Source organism: Pseudomonas sp. UW4 (assembly GCF_000316175.1).
Taxonomy (GTDB): Bacteria; Pseudomonadota; Gammaproteobacteria; order Pseudomonadales; family Pseudomonadaceae; genus Aquipseudomonas; species Aquipseudomonas laurylsulfatiphila.
In genome coordinates this window covers 5210908-5226693 of the sequence record NC_019670.1, presented here as the reverse complement: position 1 = coordinate 5226693, position 15786 = coordinate 5210908, and the positions used below count along the sequence as shown (strand labels likewise).

16 protein-coding genes and 1 riboswitch are annotated in these 15786 nt (G+C 60.6%); of the genes, 9 read left to right on the top strand and 7 right to left on the bottom strand.

Annotation, left to right across the window (positions count from 1 at the left end; translation table 11 throughout):
- Window positions 1-213: 213 nt before the first annotated feature.
- Window positions 214-453 (bottom strand): hypothetical protein, encoded by a 240-nt coding sequence (locus PPUTUW4_RS23090; protein ID WP_015096803.1) that lies wholly within the window; start codon window positions 451-453, stop codon window positions 214-216.
- A gap of 204 nt (window positions 454-657) precedes the next feature.
- Here PPUTUW4_RS23090 and PPUTUW4_RS23085 point away from each other — a divergent pair, with 204 nt between their 5' ends.
- Window positions 658-1242, top strand: a complete 585-nt coding sequence (locus tag PPUTUW4_RS23085; protein ID WP_007973847.1) for a YajG family lipoprotein — start codon at window positions 658-660, stop codon at window positions 1240-1242.
- A 124-nt stretch (window positions 1243-1366) separates the two neighbouring features.
- Here PPUTUW4_RS23085 and PPUTUW4_RS23080 read toward each other — a convergent pair whose 3' ends face one another.
- The gene (locus tag PPUTUW4_RS23080; protein WP_015096802.1) at window positions 1367-1573 is read right to left on the bottom strand and encodes a hypothetical protein; all 207 of its coding nucleotides are present in this window, start codon (window positions 1571-1573) and stop codon (window positions 1367-1369) included.
- A gap of 190 nt (window positions 1574-1763) precedes the next feature.
- On the opposite strand from PPUTUW4_RS23080, the gene PPUTUW4_RS23075 reads away from it, so the two are divergent.
- Entirely contained in the window at window positions 1764-2042 is a 279-nt protein-coding gene (locus PPUTUW4_RS23075) for a hypothetical protein (protein WP_007979321.1), read from the top strand.
- A 177-nt stretch (window positions 2043-2219) separates the two neighbouring features.
- Here the strand turns inward: PPUTUW4_RS23075 and PPUTUW4_RS23070 are convergent, their stop codons facing one another.
- Window positions 2220-3386: a 1-acyl-sn-glycerol-3-phosphate acyltransferase gene (locus tag PPUTUW4_RS23070; protein WP_015096801.1), complete on the bottom strand. Its 1167-nt coding sequence runs from the start codon at window positions 3384-3386 to the stop codon at window positions 2220-2222.
- 138 nt (window positions 3387-3524) lie between these two features.
- Between PPUTUW4_RS23070 and PPUTUW4_RS23065 the strand changes: the two genes are divergently transcribed.
- Genes PPUTUW4_RS23065 through PPUTUW4_RS23055 form a run of 3 tightly spaced genes read left to right on the top strand, consistent with a single transcriptional unit; the run spans window position 3525 to window position 4636 of the window.
- Entirely contained in the window at window positions 3525-3707 is a 183-nt protein-coding gene (locus PPUTUW4_RS23065) for a CPXCG motif-containing cysteine-rich protein (protein ID WP_008045984.1), read from the top strand.
- Window positions 3708-3716: 9 nt separating this feature from the next.
- The gene (locus PPUTUW4_RS23060) at window positions 3717-3977 is read left to right on the top strand and encodes a DUF2007 domain-containing protein (RefSeq protein ID WP_015096800.1); all 261 of its coding nucleotides are present in this window, start codon (window positions 3717-3719) and stop codon (window positions 3975-3977) included.
- A gap of 35 nt (window positions 3978-4012) precedes the next feature.
- Window positions 4013-4636 (top strand): SOS response-associated peptidase, encoded by a 624-nt coding sequence (locus PPUTUW4_RS23055; protein ID WP_015096799.1) that lies wholly within the window; start codon window positions 4013-4015, stop codon window positions 4634-4636.
- Between the two features lie 114 nt (window positions 4637-4750).
- Here PPUTUW4_RS23055 and PPUTUW4_RS23050 read toward each other — a convergent pair whose 3' ends face one another.
- A complete protein-coding gene (locus tag PPUTUW4_RS23050; RefSeq protein ID WP_015096798.1) occupies window positions 4751-6892 on the bottom strand; it encodes a methyl-accepting chemotaxis protein in 2142 nt (713 codons plus the stop codon).
- A gap of 272 nt (window positions 6893-7164) precedes the next feature.
- On the opposite strand from PPUTUW4_RS23050, the gene PPUTUW4_RS23045 reads away from it, so the two are divergent.
- Window positions 7165-7983: a M48 family metallopeptidase gene (locus PPUTUW4_RS23045; RefSeq protein ID WP_015096797.1), complete on the top strand. Its 819-nt coding sequence runs from the start codon at window positions 7165-7167 to the stop codon at window positions 7981-7983.
- A gap of 123 nt (window positions 7984-8106) precedes the next feature.
- Here the strand turns inward: PPUTUW4_RS23045 and PPUTUW4_RS23040 are convergent, their stop codons facing one another.
- From PPUTUW4_RS23040 to PPUTUW4_RS23030, 3 genes are all read right to left on the bottom strand, one after another.
- Window positions 8107-8691 carry a TMEM165/GDT1 family protein gene (locus PPUTUW4_RS23040; RefSeq protein WP_007972537.1) on the bottom strand — a complete coding sequence of 195 codons (585 nt, stop codon included), beginning with the start codon at window positions 8689-8691 and terminating at the stop codon, window positions 8107-8109.
- 90 nt (window positions 8692-8781) lie between these two features.
- Window positions 8782-8904: riboswitch (yybP-ykoY riboswitch) on the bottom strand.
- 52 nt (window positions 8905-8956) lie between these two features.
- On the bottom strand, window positions 8957-9955 hold the full coding sequence (locus tag PPUTUW4_RS23035; RefSeq protein WP_015096796.1) for a class I SAM-dependent methyltransferase: 999 nt from the start codon (window positions 9953-9955) through the stop codon (window positions 8957-8959).
- Between the two features lie 33 nt (window positions 9956-9988).
- On the bottom strand, window positions 9989-10954 hold the full coding sequence (locus tag PPUTUW4_RS23030; RefSeq protein ID WP_015096795.1) for a 2-hydroxyacid dehydrogenase: 966 nt from the start codon (window positions 10952-10954) through the stop codon (window positions 9989-9991).
- A 92-nt stretch (window positions 10955-11046) separates the two neighbouring features.
- On the opposite strand from PPUTUW4_RS23030, the gene PPUTUW4_RS23025 reads away from it, so the two are divergent.
- The 3 genes from PPUTUW4_RS23025 (at window position 11047) to PPUTUW4_RS23015 (ending at window position 15778) form a co-directional block, all read left to right on the top strand.
- On the top strand, window positions 11047-11676 hold the full coding sequence (locus PPUTUW4_RS23025) for a LysE family transporter (protein ID WP_007972540.1): 630 nt from the start codon (window positions 11047-11049) through the stop codon (window positions 11674-11676).
- A 175-nt stretch (window positions 11677-11851) separates the two neighbouring features.
- Entirely contained in the window at window positions 11852-13534 is a 1683-nt protein-coding gene (locus PPUTUW4_RS23020; protein ID WP_015096794.1) for a fatty acid--CoA ligase, read from the top strand.
- Window positions 13535-13873: 339 nt separating this feature from the next.
- Window positions 13874-15778 carry a DUF1302 domain-containing protein gene (locus PPUTUW4_RS23015; RefSeq protein ID WP_015096793.1) on the top strand — a complete coding sequence of 635 codons (1905 nt, stop codon included), beginning with the start codon at window positions 13874-13876 and terminating at the stop codon, window positions 15776-15778.
- Window positions 15779-15786: the final 8 nt, after the last annotated feature.

The window sequence follows — 15786 nt, the reverse complement described above, 5'->3', positions numbered from 1 at the left end:
CGAAAAGTGGAGGTTTTGCTCAACAAAACAGCAAGCGCGCCAGCTTCACTCGATCTGTGTGGGCGGCTCTCTGTGGGCGGTGCGGGGTGTCAACACAAGCGCATTGACGATGCTGCGAGGCCCGATCAGGAGACGTCCTTATAATCGGGGGGAGATTGTATCTAAGAAACGCAGGGAAATGGTCGTGTTTAATGACTTTTATTAGGTGTTTGGTCAGGTTGTCAGCAGTTGCTGTGCACGCGAGCGTGGCTGGTACGGTTGCGAAACGACGCGGGCGCCGGCCGGCAGCGGCTGATTCAGCCAGTTCAGGCGGATTTCCTCGATTTCAACCCAGCCATCTCCCATGGGCTGCAAGCTGCACTGCTTGAAGGCCTGGCAGTGGCCGTTGCGGTCGAGCAGGGCGAAGCAACGGTGCAACGGGCGTGGCGCGAACAGAGAGATCAGATGGCGCATGGTGAAGTACCGTGTGGGTGATTGCCAGGAAGATTGCCTGTAGGCCATTACGTGCAAGTGTAGGAGTGGTGACATCTGTGTGACATGAACTGCAATCCCCAGGGTTTGTCAGAGATTTCATCAAACACTCTGAGGCGCTGGTTCCCCGCAGTGGCGCACCGCTATACTGCCGGCCTGTTTGTGCCTGATTCTGGAGAGAAGAGCATGTTGCAACGCCTGTTGTTCGGTTTGATCACTGTGACCAGTTTGACCCTGGTTGGCTGCGCCCACAGCCCGCAACAACTGAGCCCGGAACCCAAGCTGACCGCCCAGTTGGCCCCGGTCGGCCATGGCCAGCCCGTCGTGGTGCGTGTCGTGGACGGTCGCCCGTCGCCGACGCTGGGCACCCGTGGTGGCCTGTACCCGGAAACCAGCGCGATCACCGTGCAGGGCGCGCAGATCCTGCCGAAGCTGCAGGCCCAGGCTGAAGCTGCCGTGCGTCTGCTGGGCTTTACGCCGACGAACAACGCCATGAACGCGCCGCAACTGACCGTGACCCTGGCGGAATTGAAGTACCAGTCGCCCAAGGAAGGCATGTACGTGACCGAAGCCACCATCGGCGCGACGTTCCGCTCGGATGTGCAGAACGCCAACCGTCGCTACAGCGGCCGTTATGGTTCGTCCCTGGACCAGCGCTTCGGCATGGCGCCAAACCAGGAAACCAACACCAAGCTGGTCAGTGATGTGCTGAGCGATGCGTTGACCCGCCTGTTCAAGGACCCGACCGTAGGTCAGATTCTCGGCGAGTAATGCGAGCCCCTGTAGGAGCGAGCCTGCTCGCGATGGTCGTTAACGATTACGCGGGAAATCTGATACCCCCGCGGCGTCCTCAAGTCCATCGCGAGCAAGCTCGCTCCTACAGGGGGCAAGGAAATCAGGCAGCCTGCGAGTAAAAATCCAGCACACTCACACCCGTCAGCAAGTCCGTTTCCGGCAAATCCGCATGTTGATGCCCGCCCAAGGCGCAATACACCAGCCAGTGGCGATCCTGAACGTTGAAGGCGAGGCTGCCGACGAGGGCTTGCTGTTCTTCGCTGGGGATGATGAGGTAGAGACGATCCTGGTTTTCGGCGTGAAGCATGACGTGATCCGTGTCGGTTTCGGGACGCGCATGTTCGCCGATACAGATGACGAAGCCGTGACTCAGGACAGCCATTGATCAAAAGCTTCGTTATTTGTCGGAAACCGAGGGCAGGGGCGCAGGCTTTCGGTAGAATCCGCGCCGCGGTCGCCCGTCCGGCACCTGCTACCTGTTTGACTTGAGGTTCGTGATGTCGCTGCACTTGATGACACTGTTTACCGCCCATCCCGCCAAACTGATCAATCTGCTGGCCTTGCTCTTTGCCTTCCCGGGCGGCTGGTTGCTGCACGCCACCCGTCGCCGCGAACTGCGTGCAATGGCCAGTTTGCAGGCGCAGCGCCAGAGCAGTCCGAATGTAGAACCCACGCTTGATTGGGCGACCTTGCGCATGAACCGCTTTTTCTACATCTTCGGTTTTGCCTGCATGGGGATGGCGTTGCTGGTGTCGTGGATCAGCACGCAGGTTTGAAACTGAAGTAATCCCTGTGGCGAGGGGGCTTGCCCCCGTTGGGTTGCGAAGCAGCCCTAAAACCTACAAGGCTTTCCTCCTGACACGGCGTGACTATCGCGCTGACGACGGCTTCGCCGCCGAACGGGGCGATGCGGCGTTCCGACAAGCCCCCTCGCCACAACTGGCCGAACCCGCTTACAGCGGCAACCCTGCCTTCACCCGGTACTGATTACGCACCGGCGTTGCATATTGCAGCACCAGGTATGGACGATGCTCTTGCGGGCAAGCTTCCAGGCGGCGTTGCCATTCTTCCTGGGCCTTGGCCAGTTCTTCGGCCGGGAACACCTCGGCGGCCTTTGGCACCTGCAACTGCGGATCAGCGTCTTTCCACTGCGCGTAAGCCAGGTAGTGCACCGGGAACAAGCGATAGCCGCTGAGGATTTGCTTGTCCATCTCGACCGCCAATTGCTTGGTGTCTTCGAACAGTTCGGTGATCGGCGCGGAAAAGTTCACATGCACCCGGCCCTTGTAGCCGGTGATGCCCTTGGCGATGCTCACGTCATCCTCGCCCGGCACCTTGGTGTAGCTACCGGTGGTGGCGCGGATGTAAAGCTCCCGGGCCTTGGCCTGGTCGCAGGGGTCGTATTCGTAGCTGATCGACACAGGGGTCAGGTTCAGCGACTGAATGACTTCGCCGAACGGCTCGTCCTTGCGGCTCATGTGGAACATCTTGAGGATCGCCGATTCGGTACGGTCGTCACCGTCCTTGGCGCGGCCCTCGGCCTGGGCGATCCAGATCGAGGCGCAATCGTTGCGGATCGAATGGTTGATATACGCCGACAGCAATTGATAGGCCGCCATTTTCTCCCGGCGACCGCTGATCGAGCGGTGCACGATGAAGCTCTTGTTCAGGCGCATCAGGTCGCTGACGAAAGGCTTTTGCAGCAGGTTGTCGCCAATGGCAATGCGCGGGGTCGGCAGGCCGGCGTGGTACACGGCGTAGTTGACGAAGGCCGGGTCCATCACGATATCGCGGTGGTTGGCGATAAACAGGTAGGCGCTGCCGGACTTGAATTGCTCCACCCCGGTATAAGTGACGCCGTCGGTGGCGCGCTCGATGGTGTGGTCGACGTAAACCTCGACTTTGTCCTGTAACGTGGCCACGCAGGTCACGCCGGCAAACTCACGGCGCAGCCGATGGGCTATAAGAGGTTTGAGCGCCCAGCCTAAAGCGCCGGCAAAACGCGGGAAGCGGAAGTGGGTGAGGATATCTAGAAACGCCTTGTCGCCGAGCAGCCGGTCCAGCACCGCTGGGACTTCGCTGTCGTCGTAAGGTCGGATGGCATCGAATTCGCCCATCATGCTCTCTTGTTAGAAACGGCTAGGGTAAGTAAAGGTTTTGTTCGAAAACCGGCGGGGCAAGGTCTGAAAAAGTAGCCAGACAAAATAGCCCTGCAAATAGACCGGCGATTATACGCACAAGTCACCTGGGAGACCGCGATGCTGGAAAACGCAGTGTATGAATGTCCGTATTGTGGTGAGGAGGTAGAGACTACTCTGGATTTGTCCGGTGGCGATCAGACCTACATCGAGGACTGTCAGGTGTGCTGCCGGCCGATAACCTTCGTGTTGCAGGTTCATGAAGAGGAATGGCATCTCGAGGTGTTCAGTGAGAATGAATGAGGAGCGTGTATGCAGCGCATCTACGATCCGGAAAACCTGATGGAAGGCGAGTTGCTGCAAGGCATGCTCGCCAGCGAGGGTATCGAGTCGCATCTGGTGGGCCGTGATTTGCTCGGCGGCTCCGGGGAGTTGCCGATCTATGGCCTGCTCGGGCTGTCGGTCGAGAACGACCAGGCCGAATACGCCCGCGAGCTGATCACCGCGTACAATGCAGCGCTGCCGCTGTCCGGCGATGAGCCGGACAGTTTTCCCGGCACGCTGGTCTGTTAGGCTGGCGTTCGTTTGATCAAGAGCTGTGTTGCCCCATGTGTGGACGTTATGCCCTGTTTCGCTGGAACCCTGCCTTCGCTGCGCTGCCCGGTTTTCCCGTCGACCAGAAGGCGCAGTGGAACATTTCCCCGAATGATTCGGTATTGATGCTGCGGGCCGAGCCTGACGGTCAGCGCACGCTTGCCCGCGCCCGCTGGGGGCTGACGCCATCCTGGCTGACCGATCTGTCCCGCACCCCGGCCCACGCCCGCGCCGAAACCGTTGCCGAGCAGCCAATGTTTCGCCAGGCCTTGCGCGAGCGCCGCTGCCTGTTGCCGGCCAATGGTTTCTACGAATGGCGCGGCACGACGCGCAAGCGCCCGTACTGGCTGACACCGGGGGAGGGCTCGTCATTGTTTTTTGCGGCGATCTGGGAGGCGTATCCGGTACAGGAGCAGGTGTGGCTGAGTACCGCCGTGATTACCCAGCCAGCGGCGAGTCAGCGGCGGCCGTTGATTCTTGATGAGGCGGGGCAGGCCGCGTGGCTGGATCCCGAGACGCCGTTGCATGCTTTGCAAGCCTTGCTGGCCAGTGAGCCTGCCGCGTTGCGCGAACGGGTGCTGGCCAACATGGTGAATGATCCGAAGCTCAATGGGCCGGAGTGTCTCACTCCGGGTTGAGTTTTTTTGGTGGCAGTGCTGGCCCTTTCGCGAGCAAGCCCGCTCCCACACTGGATCTGTGGCGTACACAAATCCCCTGTGGGAGCGGGCTTGCTCGCGAAGAGGGCCTGAAGGTCAAACCCTGAACTGATTGATCAACCGCCGCTGTTGCTCGGCCAGCTTGGTCAAATCCGCACTGGCCGCACTCGACTCATCCGCACCGCCGGCCACTTCATTGGCAACCTGGCCGATGTTGATCACGTTGCGGTTGATATCGTCCGCCACCGCACTTTGCTCCTCGGCCGCGCTGGCGATCTGGGTGTTCATGTCGTTGATCACCGACACGGCCTGAGTAATGGTCTCCAGTGCTTCGGCGGCCTTCGATGCGTGCAGTACGCTTTCGTCCGTGCGGTTCTGGCTGTCCTCCATGACTCGCACCACATCCCGCGTGCCTTGTTGCAGTTGCTGGATCATGGCCTGGATTTCTTCGGTGGCCTTTTGCGTCTTCTGCGCCAGGTTGCGCACCTCGTCGGCCACCACGGCAAAGCCCCGGCCCTGTTCACCGGCGCGGGCCGCTTCGATGGCTGCGTTCAGGGCCAGCAGGTTGGTCTGCTCGGCGATCCCGCGAATGGCGGTGAGGATGGCGTTGATGTTTTCGCTGTCCTTGGCCAGGGTCTGCACCACGCCGACGGCCCGGCCGATCTCCACGGCGAGGGCGCCAATCGAGTTCGAGGTGTCGCGCACGATCTGCATGCCCTGGCTGGCGGCTTGATCGGCATGGCTGGCGGCCTGTGCAGCCTGGGTCGCGTTGCGCGCCACGTCCTGGGCGGTGGCGGTCATTTCCTGCACGGCGGTGGCCACCTGATCGATCTCGGCCATTTGCTTGTGTACGCCGGTGTTGGTGCGGATGGCGATGTCGGCGGTGTGTTCCGACGAATCGCTGACGCTCTGCACCGACGTCACCACCTGGGTGATCATCGCCTGCAACTTGGCCAGGAAGGTGTTGAATCCTTTGGCGATCGAACCCAGTTCATCGGCGCGGTCGCTGGTCAGGCGCCGGGTCAGGTCGCCTTCACCCTGGGCGATATCGTCGAGCATGGTCACCATTTGCTTGAGCGGACGGGCGATGCCGTGGCCCACCAACCAGATCACCAGCAAACCGATACCGGCAATCACCAGACCGACCATCGCCATGCCGAAGGTGTCGGATTTACGTTGCGCATCCAGGTCGGCCTGGAGTTTTAGCAGGTCGGCCATGACCGCGTTCAGCGGCAATTGCAGCATCAGGGTCCAGCGCGCATCGGTCTGGCCGATGCCGAACGGCAGGTACAACTCGATCCGGCCCTGGGCCTTGTCGACGGTGTAGGTGACTTCGCCGCGCTTGAGACTGGCCATGTTGGCAATCTGCTTGCTGTCGAGGATATCGCTGACTTTTTCGCCGAATTTGCTCGGATCCTTGGTGTAGGCAACGATGCGGCCATTGCCGCCGATCAGGGCCATTTCCCCGGCGCCGCTGTAGAGTTTCTGGTTGGCGCCCAGGAGCATTTCCTGAATGAAGTTCACCGACAGGTCAGCGCCGACGATGCCCTGGAAGGTACCGTTGAGCATGATCGGCTCAATAAAGGAGGCGAGCATGACGATTTTGTCGCCCACCTTATAAGGCGCAGGATCAATCACGCAGGATTTTCCGGTTTCCTTTGAGCACAGGTAGTACTCGCTGGCGCGCACGCCGGTGGACAGGGTTTTCTGGTCATCGACGTCCACCAGTTTGTCCAGGCCCAGGGTGCCGTCGTCGTTGCGGAACCACCAGGGCAGGAAGCGCCCGTTGCTGGCGTCGATGCCGACCACCTGGGTACCGACGTAGGCCGCATCGTTGTGGTCCAGTGCGTCTTTTTCCCAGCCGATGTAGGTGCCGAGGATCTTCGGGTTCTTGACCACGTTTTCCTTGATCAGGCCGATCATTTGCTCACGGCTCAGGCTCAACGAAGGCTGGCCATCGGCACCCGGTGTGCCGATCAGGGCGTTGACCCGCACCAGGCCGCCGGCAATCAGCAGCGGTGCTTCGAGTTCACGCTGAATCTGGCTGACCTGGGTCTGCGCCAGTGACGTCAGGCGTTGTTCGATGACTTGCTCGAACTGGGCCTGGGTCCGTTCCTGGACCATGTCCTGCGTCCGGGCGCCGGAAAACAGCGCGTACACCACCAGCGCTGCCACGACACTAAGGACAATGGCGCCGGCAAGGGCCGCCACGGAAAACTGGATCGACTTGAATTTCATGGAGGCTCCGCACGCGAAAGGACGTCTGCCCGGGTGTATCGGCAGGGTGTCGGGCGGGCATGAGCGCGAGCTGTTGAAATGGCTGTTTTTTCGTGGCGGATGTCGCAAATGAATCAATGCGCGGTGTGACGGGCTGCGGCTTGCCCCGAAGTGTGAATTTTTTTCTGCATTGATGAGAGCTTTGCCTGAATTGCGCGTCTTATGTCTATTGTCTCTGGCGTCGATACCATTCCACGCCTAGGATACCCGGCATGTTTTCAGGGAGTTTTTCGATGAACAAGACATTGGCTCTATGTGCGCTGAGCGCAGGCCTGCTGCTCGCCGGCTGCCAGTCGGTCAATACCACCAGTGGTGGCGCTGTGGGCGTTGAGCGCAAGCAGTACATGTTCAGCATGTTGTCCTCGCAAGAGGTCGACCAGATGTACGCCCAGTCCTATACAAAGACTGTGAGTGAGGCAAGCAGCAAGGGCGTGCTGGACAAGACCAGCAGCGATGCCAAGCGTGTTCGGGCGATTGCCGACCGCCTGATTGCCCAGGTCCCGAACTTTCGTCCGGATGCGGCCCAGTGGAAATGGGAAGTGAACCTGATCAAGAGCGACGAGCTCAATGCCAACTGTGGTCCTGGCGGCAAGATCTTTGTCTACACCGGGCTGATCGACAGTCTTCAACTCACTGACGATGAACTTGCCGCGGTCATGGGTCATGAAATCGCCCACGCCTTGCGCGAGCACAGCCGTGAGGCGATGTCCAAGGCATACGGTATCGAAATGGCCAAACAGGGCGCCGGTGCGTTGCTCGGGTTGGGCCAGGACAGCCTGGCCCTGGCGGACGCTGTAGCCAACTATGGCATGACCTTGCCCAACAGCCGTGGCAATGAAAACGAGGCGGACCTGATCGGCCTGGAGTTGGCCGCCCGCGCTGGCTACAACCCGAACGCCGCGATCACCCTGTGGAACAAGATGAGCAAGGCCAGCGAAGGTGCTCCGCCGGAGTTCCTCAGCACGCACCCGTCTTCCAGCAGCCGGACTGCGGCGTTGCAGGCGGCGATTCCGAAGGTTATGCCGTTGTACGAGCAGGCCAAGAAATCCTGATGTTAATTCTTCGTCGATAAGGCCCTCATCGCGAGCAGGCTCGCTCCCGCAGGGGAATGCATCCCAAATGTGGGAGCGAGCCTGCTCGCGAAGAACGATAACGCGGTCTAACGACCTATTGGGTCAAACCCACCCGCTGCTCTGCATCGCCTTGTACACCGCGACAATCGCCAGGATGAAGAACGCCGACGCCGCCAATCGACGGATCAGGGTCAATGGCAGCTTGTCTGCGGCAAAGTTACCCGCCAGAACCACCGGTACGTTGGCAATCAGCATGCCGGCGGTGGTGCCGATGATCACCAGCCACAACTCCGGATATTGCGCAGCCAGCATCACGGTCGCGATCTGAGTCTTGTCGCCGATTTCCGCCAAAAAGAACGCGATCAGTGTGGTCAGGAACGGCCCGAACTTGCGGGCGGTGCTGGCCTCGTCGTCATCCATCTTGTCCGGCACAAGGGTCCACAGGGCGGTCGCGGCGAAGCTCGCGGCGAGGATCCAGTGCAGCATCGTATCCGAGAAGAAACTTCCGACCCAGGCACCGACTGCACCGGCGGCCGCGTGGTTGGCCAGGGTCGCGGCAACGATACCGGCGATGATCGGCCAGGGCTTGCGGAAGCGGGCGGCAAGAATGAGCGCGAGCAGTTGCGTCTTGTCGCCGATTTCGGCCAAGGCAACGATTGCGGTGGGTACGAGTAGTGAATCCAGCATCAGGGGTTTTCCTAAGGGGCGGGTCGACACGGCTATGACACGTACAGCCTTCCCGCCCCGGGTAAGGTGTGCGTGTCATAGGTCTTGTCAAACCCTGCGATCCATCTGATGTGGATGCTTGGGTCGCATGCGCCATGGTCTGAGGACCAAGTATGTTGACGCATGCCGGACGAGCATGGCGCTCGTGGGAGACTACTCCCCTAGGACGGGGCGGATTCTGCCTTTGCAAAACCCATTCGGCAAGCCTTCTTGTTCAAAAAAAGTTTCAGCCGCGCTTTGCCCGGTAGATTCTGAAACCCTGTCCTTCGGCCTTGATCGCACACACGCCAAGGTGCTCTTCGATCAATGGTTGATACTTCAGGAAGCTGTTCGCTACCAAGCGTAGTTCGCCGCCGTTTTTCAGATGTTTGGCCGCTTTTCGCAGCAAGTTCTCCGTTGCGAAATAGTCGGTGTGCACGCCGACATGGAACGGCGGATTGCTCAGGATCGCACTCAAACCCATAGGCGCGGCATCGATTCCGTCACCGGTAATCACCTCGGCTTCCAGACCATTGGCCGCCAAGGTCAGGCGACTGCTGGCAGCGGCAAAGGCATCCACATCCAGCATCGTGACCTGGTTGTGCGGGTAACGACGTTTCACTGCCGCGCCCAGGACTCCTGCGCCGCAACCGAAATCGAGCAAATGACCGCTGGGCAGTTTGTCCAGATGCTCCAGCAGCAGCGCGCTGCCGCGATCGAGGCGACCATGACTGAACACGCCCGGCAGGCTGATGACCTTCAACGGGCCTTCGGCCAGCGGCAGCTCGTAGGTCTGCGCCAGACTTTCCAGTGGCTTGGCTTCAGGTGCGTTGGCCACGGTGACCTGCCAGAGCTGGCAGTGGCGCGCGCTGTCGAGTTTGCGTGGCTTGCCGAAAGGGTTGAGTTGTTTGGCGGCACCTTCGATGCCGCTTTTTTTCTCGCCGACCAGATACAGCTCGCGGCCGGCCAGCCGCGAGGCGAGGGCGTTGAGAATGTAGTCGGTCAGGTCCTTGGCCTTGGGCAGAAAGACCACGGCGCTATCGAACCCGCGCTCCGGTGCGTTCACGCCAAAGTGGCTGCGCCCGTCGAATCGGGCGTCCAGCGCGGCCTGATCGCCGGCGTGCCAGCACCAGCCATGGGCATCGGGCAGGCGGCCCAGCAGGTCGTCGGCGGGCAAACCGGCCAACAACACCGAACCCTGGAATAACTCGGCCTGGCGAAGCAGTACTTCACTGCGCGGATCCATAACTGCTCCCGTGAAAAAAAGTGCCGCAGTTTATCAACTGACGACCCGCAGCGCCTTACCGCTGAAGTATCCCAGTGCGTTTTCGGTCACCTGGCCGACGATCCGCTGGCGCGCTTCACGGCTGCCCCAGGCGTTGTGCGGGGTGACGATCAGGCGCGGGATGTCGTGGGCCAGCAGTGGATTGCCGTTGACGGGAGGCTCGACGCTCAGCACGTCAGTGGCGGCGCCGCCCAGATGACCGTTGCGCAAGGCATCGGCCAGCGCCTGTTCGTCGATCAGGCCGCCGCGGGCGGTGTTGATCAGGAACGCTTCGGGTTTCATCGAGGCCAGTTCGCGGGCGCCGATGAAGTGGCGAGTGTGTTCGTTGAGCGGGCAGTGCAGGGTCAGGGCATCGACTTGCGGTAGCAGTTCATCCAGTGGCAGGCGGTCCGGCCGGGCAGGGCGTCCGGGAATCTGCCCCAACAGCACGCGCATGCCGAAGGCTTCAGCGAGCCGTGCGACTGCGCCGCCCAATTCGCCGTGACCCAGCAGGCCAAGGGTTTTGCCTTCGAGTTCGACAATCGGGTAGTCCAGCAAGCAGAACTGTTTGGCCTGTTGCCAGCGGCCTGCGCCGACGGCTTTTTGATAATCGGCCAGGCGCGTGGCCAGGTTGAGCAGCAGCATGATCGTGTGCTGCGCCACCGACGGCGTGCCGTAACCCTGGCAGTTGCACACGGTGATCCCGTGGGTGCGGGCGGCGGCGAGGTCGACGTTGTTGGTGCCGGTGGCGGTGATCAGGATCAGCTTGAGGTCAGGGCTGGCGGCCATGGCGGCGGCGTCGATCAGGATCTTGTTACTGATGGCGACCGTGGCGCCCTTGAGGTGTTCGATGACTTGATCGGGCAAGGTCTGGGCGAACAGCTGCAATTCGCTGAAACAACTGCGCAGCGGGTTGAGGTCAAGGTCGCCGAGGTCCAGGGACGGGTGGTCGAGGAAAACGGCGCGGCGAGTATTCGTCATCAACTGTACCTTTTGTGCATTGAACTGAAGGCGTAATCTGCCGAGCCTACCAGATGAAATAAATAGTTACGCTTGGCCTGAAGGAGCCCCACATGTACTGGACAGAGTTCTTGACCGTTGCCCTGATTCACTTGCTGGCCGTGGCCAGCCCCGGCCCGGACTTTGCCGTGGTGGTACGTGAAAGTGTTACCCACGGTCGCCGCGCGGGCACCTGGACCGCACTGGGTGTGGGCACGGCGATTTTCCTGCACGTGGGTTACTCGCTCTTGGGTATCGGCCTGATCGTGTCCCAGTCGATCGTGCTGTTCAACGCCTTGAAATGGGCCGCCGCCGCGTACCTGCTGTACATCGGTTACAAGGCACTGCGCGCGCAACCGGCCAAGCCTGTGGCGGACGATCTGCACAAGGAAGCGGGGGAGCGCACGGCCCGTGGTGCCTTTACCTCGGGTTTCGTCACCAACGGTCTCAACCCGAAAGCTACGCTGTTCTTTCTCTCGCTGTTCACCGTGGTGATCAACCCGCACACACCACTGGCCGTGCAGGCCGGTTACGGGGTTTACCTGGCAGCCGCGACAGCGACCTGGTTCTGCCTGGTGGCGATGTTGTTCAGCCAGCAGCGCGTACGCGCCGGTTTTGCGCGCATGGGGCACTGGTTCGACCGGACCATGGGCGCGGTGCTGATTGCGATTGGCGTGAAGCTCGCTTTTACCGAGATGCATTGATCAAAGGTGATTCCCTGTAGGCGTTGTCGCAGTGCGTAATAAATGGCAAATACTGGCGTAATGCCAGTATTTGCAGGGCTCTACAAATCATTCCTTTGGCTGATTTGGCTGACGATCAGGGGCACTACAGTGCGTACTTTCAGTCACGTCCGTGCAGTCAGAAAAAGGGATTCTTATGTTGCAGACTCGCGTTATCCCCCCGGCCGAAGGCGCTTACCAATACCCGCTGCTGATCAAACGGCTGCTGATGTCCGGCGCCCGTTATGAGAAAACCCGCGAGATCATCTACCGCGACAAATTGCGCTACAGCTACCCGACCCTGATCGAACGGGTGGCCCGCCTGGCCAACGTGCTGACAGCGGCCGGGGTCAAGCCCGGGGATGCCGTGGGTGTGATGGACTGGGACAGCCATCGTTACCTGGAATGCATGTTCGCCATTCCGATGATCGGCGCGGTGATTCACACCATCAACGTGCGCCTGTCGCCGGAACAGATCCTCTACACCATGAATCACGCCGAGGACCGCTTTGTGCTGGTCAACAGCGAGTTCGTCGGCCTCTACAAGGCCATCGAAGGGCATCTGACCACGGTCGACAAAACCCTGTTGCTGACGGACCTGCCGGAAAAAACCGCGGACCTGCCGAACCTCGTCGGCGAATACGAACAACTGCTGGCCGCGGCGAGCCCGCAGTACGATTTCCAGGATTTCGACGAAAACTCGGTCGCGACCACGTTCTATACCACCGGCACCACCGGCAATCCCAAGGGCGTGTACTTCACCCATCGGCAACTGGTGCTGCACACCATGGGCGTGTCGACCATCATGGGCGCGATCGACAGCGTGCGCCTGCTGGGTACCAGCGACGTTTACATGCCGATCACCCCGATGTTCCACGTCCACGCCTGGGGCTTGCCGTATGTGGCGACCATGCTCGGACTCAAGCAGGTGTACCCTGGCCGCTATGACCCGGAGTACCTGGTGGAGTTGTGGCGCAAGGAGAAGGTCACGTTCTCCCATTGCGTGCCGACCATCCTGCAGATGGTCCTCAATGCCAAGGCTGCGCAGAACGTCGACTTCGGCGGCTGGAAAATCGTCATCGGCGGCAGCGCCCTGAACCGCTCGTTGTACGAGGCGGCCAAGGCCAGGGGCATTCAGTTGACCGCCGCCTACGGCATGTCGGAAACCGGGCCACTGGTATCGTGCGCGCACTTGAACGATGAGTTGATGGCCGGCACCGAAGACGAACGCACCACCTACCGGATCAAGGCCGGCGTACCTGGGCCGCTGGTGGAGGCGGCGATCGTCGACACCGAGGGCAACTTCCTGCCCGCCGACGGCGAGACCCAGGGCGAACTGGTGTTGCGCGCACCCTGGCTGACCGAGGGTTATTTCAACGAGCCGCAGAAGGGCGCCGAGCTCTGGGCCGGAGGCTGGCTGCACACCGGCGACGTGGCGACCCTGGACAGCATGGGGGTGATCGACATTCGTGACCGCATCAAGGACGTGATCAAGACCGGTGGCGAGTGGATCTCCTCCCTGGACCTGGAAGACCTGATCAGTCGTCATGTGGCGGTACGTGAAGTAGCAGTGGTGGGGATCCCTGATCCGCAGTGGGGAGAGCGACCGTTTGCCCTGCTCGTAGTCCGTGAAGGTCACGTCATCGGGGCGAGGGAACTGAAGGAACACCTCAAGCCTTTTGTGGAGCTGGGGCACCTGAGCAAGTGGGCGATTCCGAGCCAGATCGCCCTTGTTACTGAAATTCCCAAGACCAGCGTGGGCAAACTCGACAAGAAGCGCATTCGTGTCGACATCAGCGAATGGCAGGCCACCAACAGCACCTTCCTTTCGACGCTTTAAGCCCCTCCCGGCGTGCCCGAAAGGGCACGCCAGCCCCACCAAGCAAGCGCTTGGCTTGTCAAATCGAAATTTTCAGCCATCCTTGCCGTGCCGACGGGTGTCGGACTGGCGAAAGGACTGTTCCAGAGTGGCTGGCAACTGCAAATCACACTTTAGAGGGATCAAGCACTACTACCTGCTGGCTATAGTCCGCTCAAGGATTTTTAAGAACGGGGCAACCGCACGAACCGGGGCGATGCAACTTTGGAATGACTTTGGGATGCCATGGCTCCCGGTTATCCACAGCGTTTTTAGAAGTGCTCAATGCCATAAAAATAAAATGCACATGGAGTAGCGTCGATGACATCAGTAAACCAGTTCTGGCGCCGGGCGAAGCTGCCCCTGGCAGTCAGTCTTGCCTCTACGCTCGCCGGGCCAGCATTCGGCGTCAGTTTCAACGTCGGTGAAATCGAAGGTCAGTTCGACTCATCCCTGTCGCTCGGTGCCAGTTGGTCTACCGAAAGTGCCAACAAGAACCTCATCGGTGTCAACAACGGCGGCAAGGGGCTGTCCCAGACTTCTGATGACGGTCACCTGAACTTCAAGAGCGGGGAGACCTTCTCGAAGATCTTCAAGGGCATCCATGACCTTGAATTGAAATACGGCGATACCGGTGTTTTCGTCCGTGGCAAATACTGGTACGACTTTGAACTGAAGGACGAAAGCCGTCCGTTCAAGGACATCAGCGACGCGGGCCGCAAGGAAGGCGCCAAGTCCGCCGGCGGTCAGATCCTCGACGCCTTCGTCTACCACAACTACTCCGTTGCCGATCAACCTGGCTCCGTACGTCTGGGCAAGCAGGTGGTGAGCTGGGGTGAAAGTACCTTCATCGGTGGCGGTATCAACTCGATCAACCCGATCGATGTGTCCGCTTTCCGTCGTCCGGGTGCCGAGATCAAGGAAGGCCTGATCCCGGTCAACATGTTCTATGTGTCCCAGAGCCTGACCGAAAACCTCTCGGCCGAAGCGTTCTATCAAATTGAATGGGACCAGACCGTCGTCGACAACTGCGGCACGTTCTTCTCCCAGCCAGACATCGTTGCCGATGGCTGCGACGACAACCTGCGTGTACTGGCCAAGCGTTCGCAGATTCCGGCCATTGCCCTGGGGCCTTTGGCCGCCAACGGCGTTGACGTCAACAATGAGGGTGTTCTGGTGCGTCGTGGCCCCGATCGTGATGCCCGCGACGGCGGTCAGTGGGGCGCGTCCCTCAAGTACATGTTCGAACCGCTGGATACCGAGTTCGGCGCCTACTTCATGAACTACCACAGCCGTGCGCCGATCTTCAGCGCAACCGGTGCGCCGCAGTCGGTCTACAACACTGCAGCATCCCTCCAGGGTACCCCGTTCGCCGCGCTGGCGCCGTTGCTGGTGGCGGGTAATTCGCAGTACTTCATCGAATATCCGGAAGACATCCGCCTCTACGGCCTGAGCTTCTCCACCACCCTGCCTACCGGTACGGCGTGGAGCGGCGAGATCAGCTACCGTCCGAACGCTCCGGTGCAGCTCAACTCCACCGACATCCTGTTCTCCGGTGTCCGTCCTATAGGCAACAACAACCCGAACAACCCGTTGACCAATGCATCGCTGCTTACCGGCGTGCCGGGTCAGGACCTGCACGGGTATCGTCGCAAGGAAATCACCCAGTTCCAGACCACCCTGACGCACTTCTTCGACCAGGTCATGGGCGCCAGCCGCCTGACCCTGGTGGGCGAGGTGGGCGTGACCCACGTCGGCGGCCTGGAAAGCACTTCCGACGTTCGTTATGGCCGCGATCCGGTCTACGGCCCGGGTGAGTTGCCACCTTCTGGCGCGCTCGATACTTGCGTGGCGCTCAACACCAGCACCATCAATGGTGCCGGCCCGGGTACGCCGACCAACAATCGCAGCCGCAACTGCAATGACGAAGGCTTCACCACCGCAACTTCGTGGGGCTACCGTGGTCGTGCCATCTGGGAATACAACGACGTGTTTGCCGGTGTGAACCTCAAGCCGAACGTTGCCTGGTCCCATGACGTGGAAGGTTACTCCCCTGGCCCTGGCGGCAACTTCGAGGAAGGCCGCAAGGCGGTCAGCCTCGGTGTCGACGCCGAGTACCAGAACACCTACACCGCGAGCCTGGCCTACACCAACTTCTTCGACGGCAAGTACACCACCGTGGATGACCGCGACTTCGTTGCGCTCAGCGTCGGCGTGAACTTCTAAGCACAGTA

Excerpts from the sequence above, each read along its gene's own strand:
- PPUTUW4_RS23090 (WP_015096803.1), bottom strand. The coding sequence starts at position 453 with ATGCGCCATCTGATCTCTCTGTTCGCGCCACGCCCGTTGCACCGTTGC.
- PPUTUW4_RS23085 (WP_007973847.1), top strand. The coding sequence starts at position 658 with ATGTTGCAACGCCTGTTGTTCGGTTTGATCACTGTGACCAGTTTGACC.
- PPUTUW4_RS23080 (WP_015096802.1), bottom strand. The coding sequence starts at position 1,573 with ATGCTTCACGCCGAAAACCAGGATCGTCTCTACCTCATCATCCCCAGC.
- PPUTUW4_RS23075 (WP_007979321.1), top strand. The coding sequence starts at position 1,764 with ATGTCGCTGCACTTGATGACACTGTTTACCGCCCATCCCGCCAAACTG.
- PPUTUW4_RS23070 (WP_015096801.1), bottom strand. The coding sequence starts at position 3,386 with ATGATGGGCGAATTCGATGCCATCCGACCTTACGACGACAGCGAAGTC.
- PPUTUW4_RS23065 (WP_008045984.1), top strand. The coding sequence starts at position 3,525 with ATGCTGGAAAACGCAGTGTATGAATGTCCGTATTGTGGTGAGGAGGTA.
- PPUTUW4_RS23060 (WP_015096800.1), top strand. The coding sequence starts at position 3,717 with ATGCAGCGCATCTACGATCCGGAAAACCTGATGGAAGGCGAGTTGCTG.
- PPUTUW4_RS23055 (WP_015096799.1), top strand. The coding sequence starts at position 4,013 with ATGTGTGGACGTTATGCCCTGTTTCGCTGGAACCCTGCCTTCGCTGCG.
- PPUTUW4_RS23050 (WP_015096798.1), bottom strand. The coding sequence starts at position 6,892 with ATGAAATTCAAGTCGATCCAGTTTTCCGTGGCGGCCCTTGCCGGCGCC.
- PPUTUW4_RS23045 (WP_015096797.1), top strand. The coding sequence starts at position 7,165 with ATGAACAAGACATTGGCTCTATGTGCGCTGAGCGCAGGCCTGCTGCTC.
- PPUTUW4_RS23040 (WP_007972537.1), bottom strand. The coding sequence starts at position 8,691 with ATGCTGGATTCACTACTCGTACCCACCGCAATCGTTGCCTTGGCCGAA.
- PPUTUW4_RS23035 (WP_015096796.1), bottom strand. The coding sequence starts at position 9,955 with ATGGATCCGCGCAGTGAAGTACTGCTTCGCCAGGCCGAGTTATTCCAG.
- PPUTUW4_RS23030 (WP_015096795.1), bottom strand. The coding sequence starts at position 10,954 with ATGACGAATACTCGCCGCGCCGTTTTCCTCGACCACCCGTCCCTGGAC.
- PPUTUW4_RS23025 (WP_007972540.1), top strand. The coding sequence starts at position 11,047 with ATGTACTGGACAGAGTTCTTGACCGTTGCCCTGATTCACTTGCTGGCC.
- PPUTUW4_RS23020 (WP_015096794.1), top strand. The coding sequence starts at position 11,852 with ATGTTGCAGACTCGCGTTATCCCCCCGGCCGAAGGCGCTTACCAATAC.
- PPUTUW4_RS23015 (WP_015096793.1), top strand. The coding sequence starts at position 13,874 with ATGACATCAGTAAACCAGTTCTGGCGCCGGGCGAAGCTGCCCCTGGCA.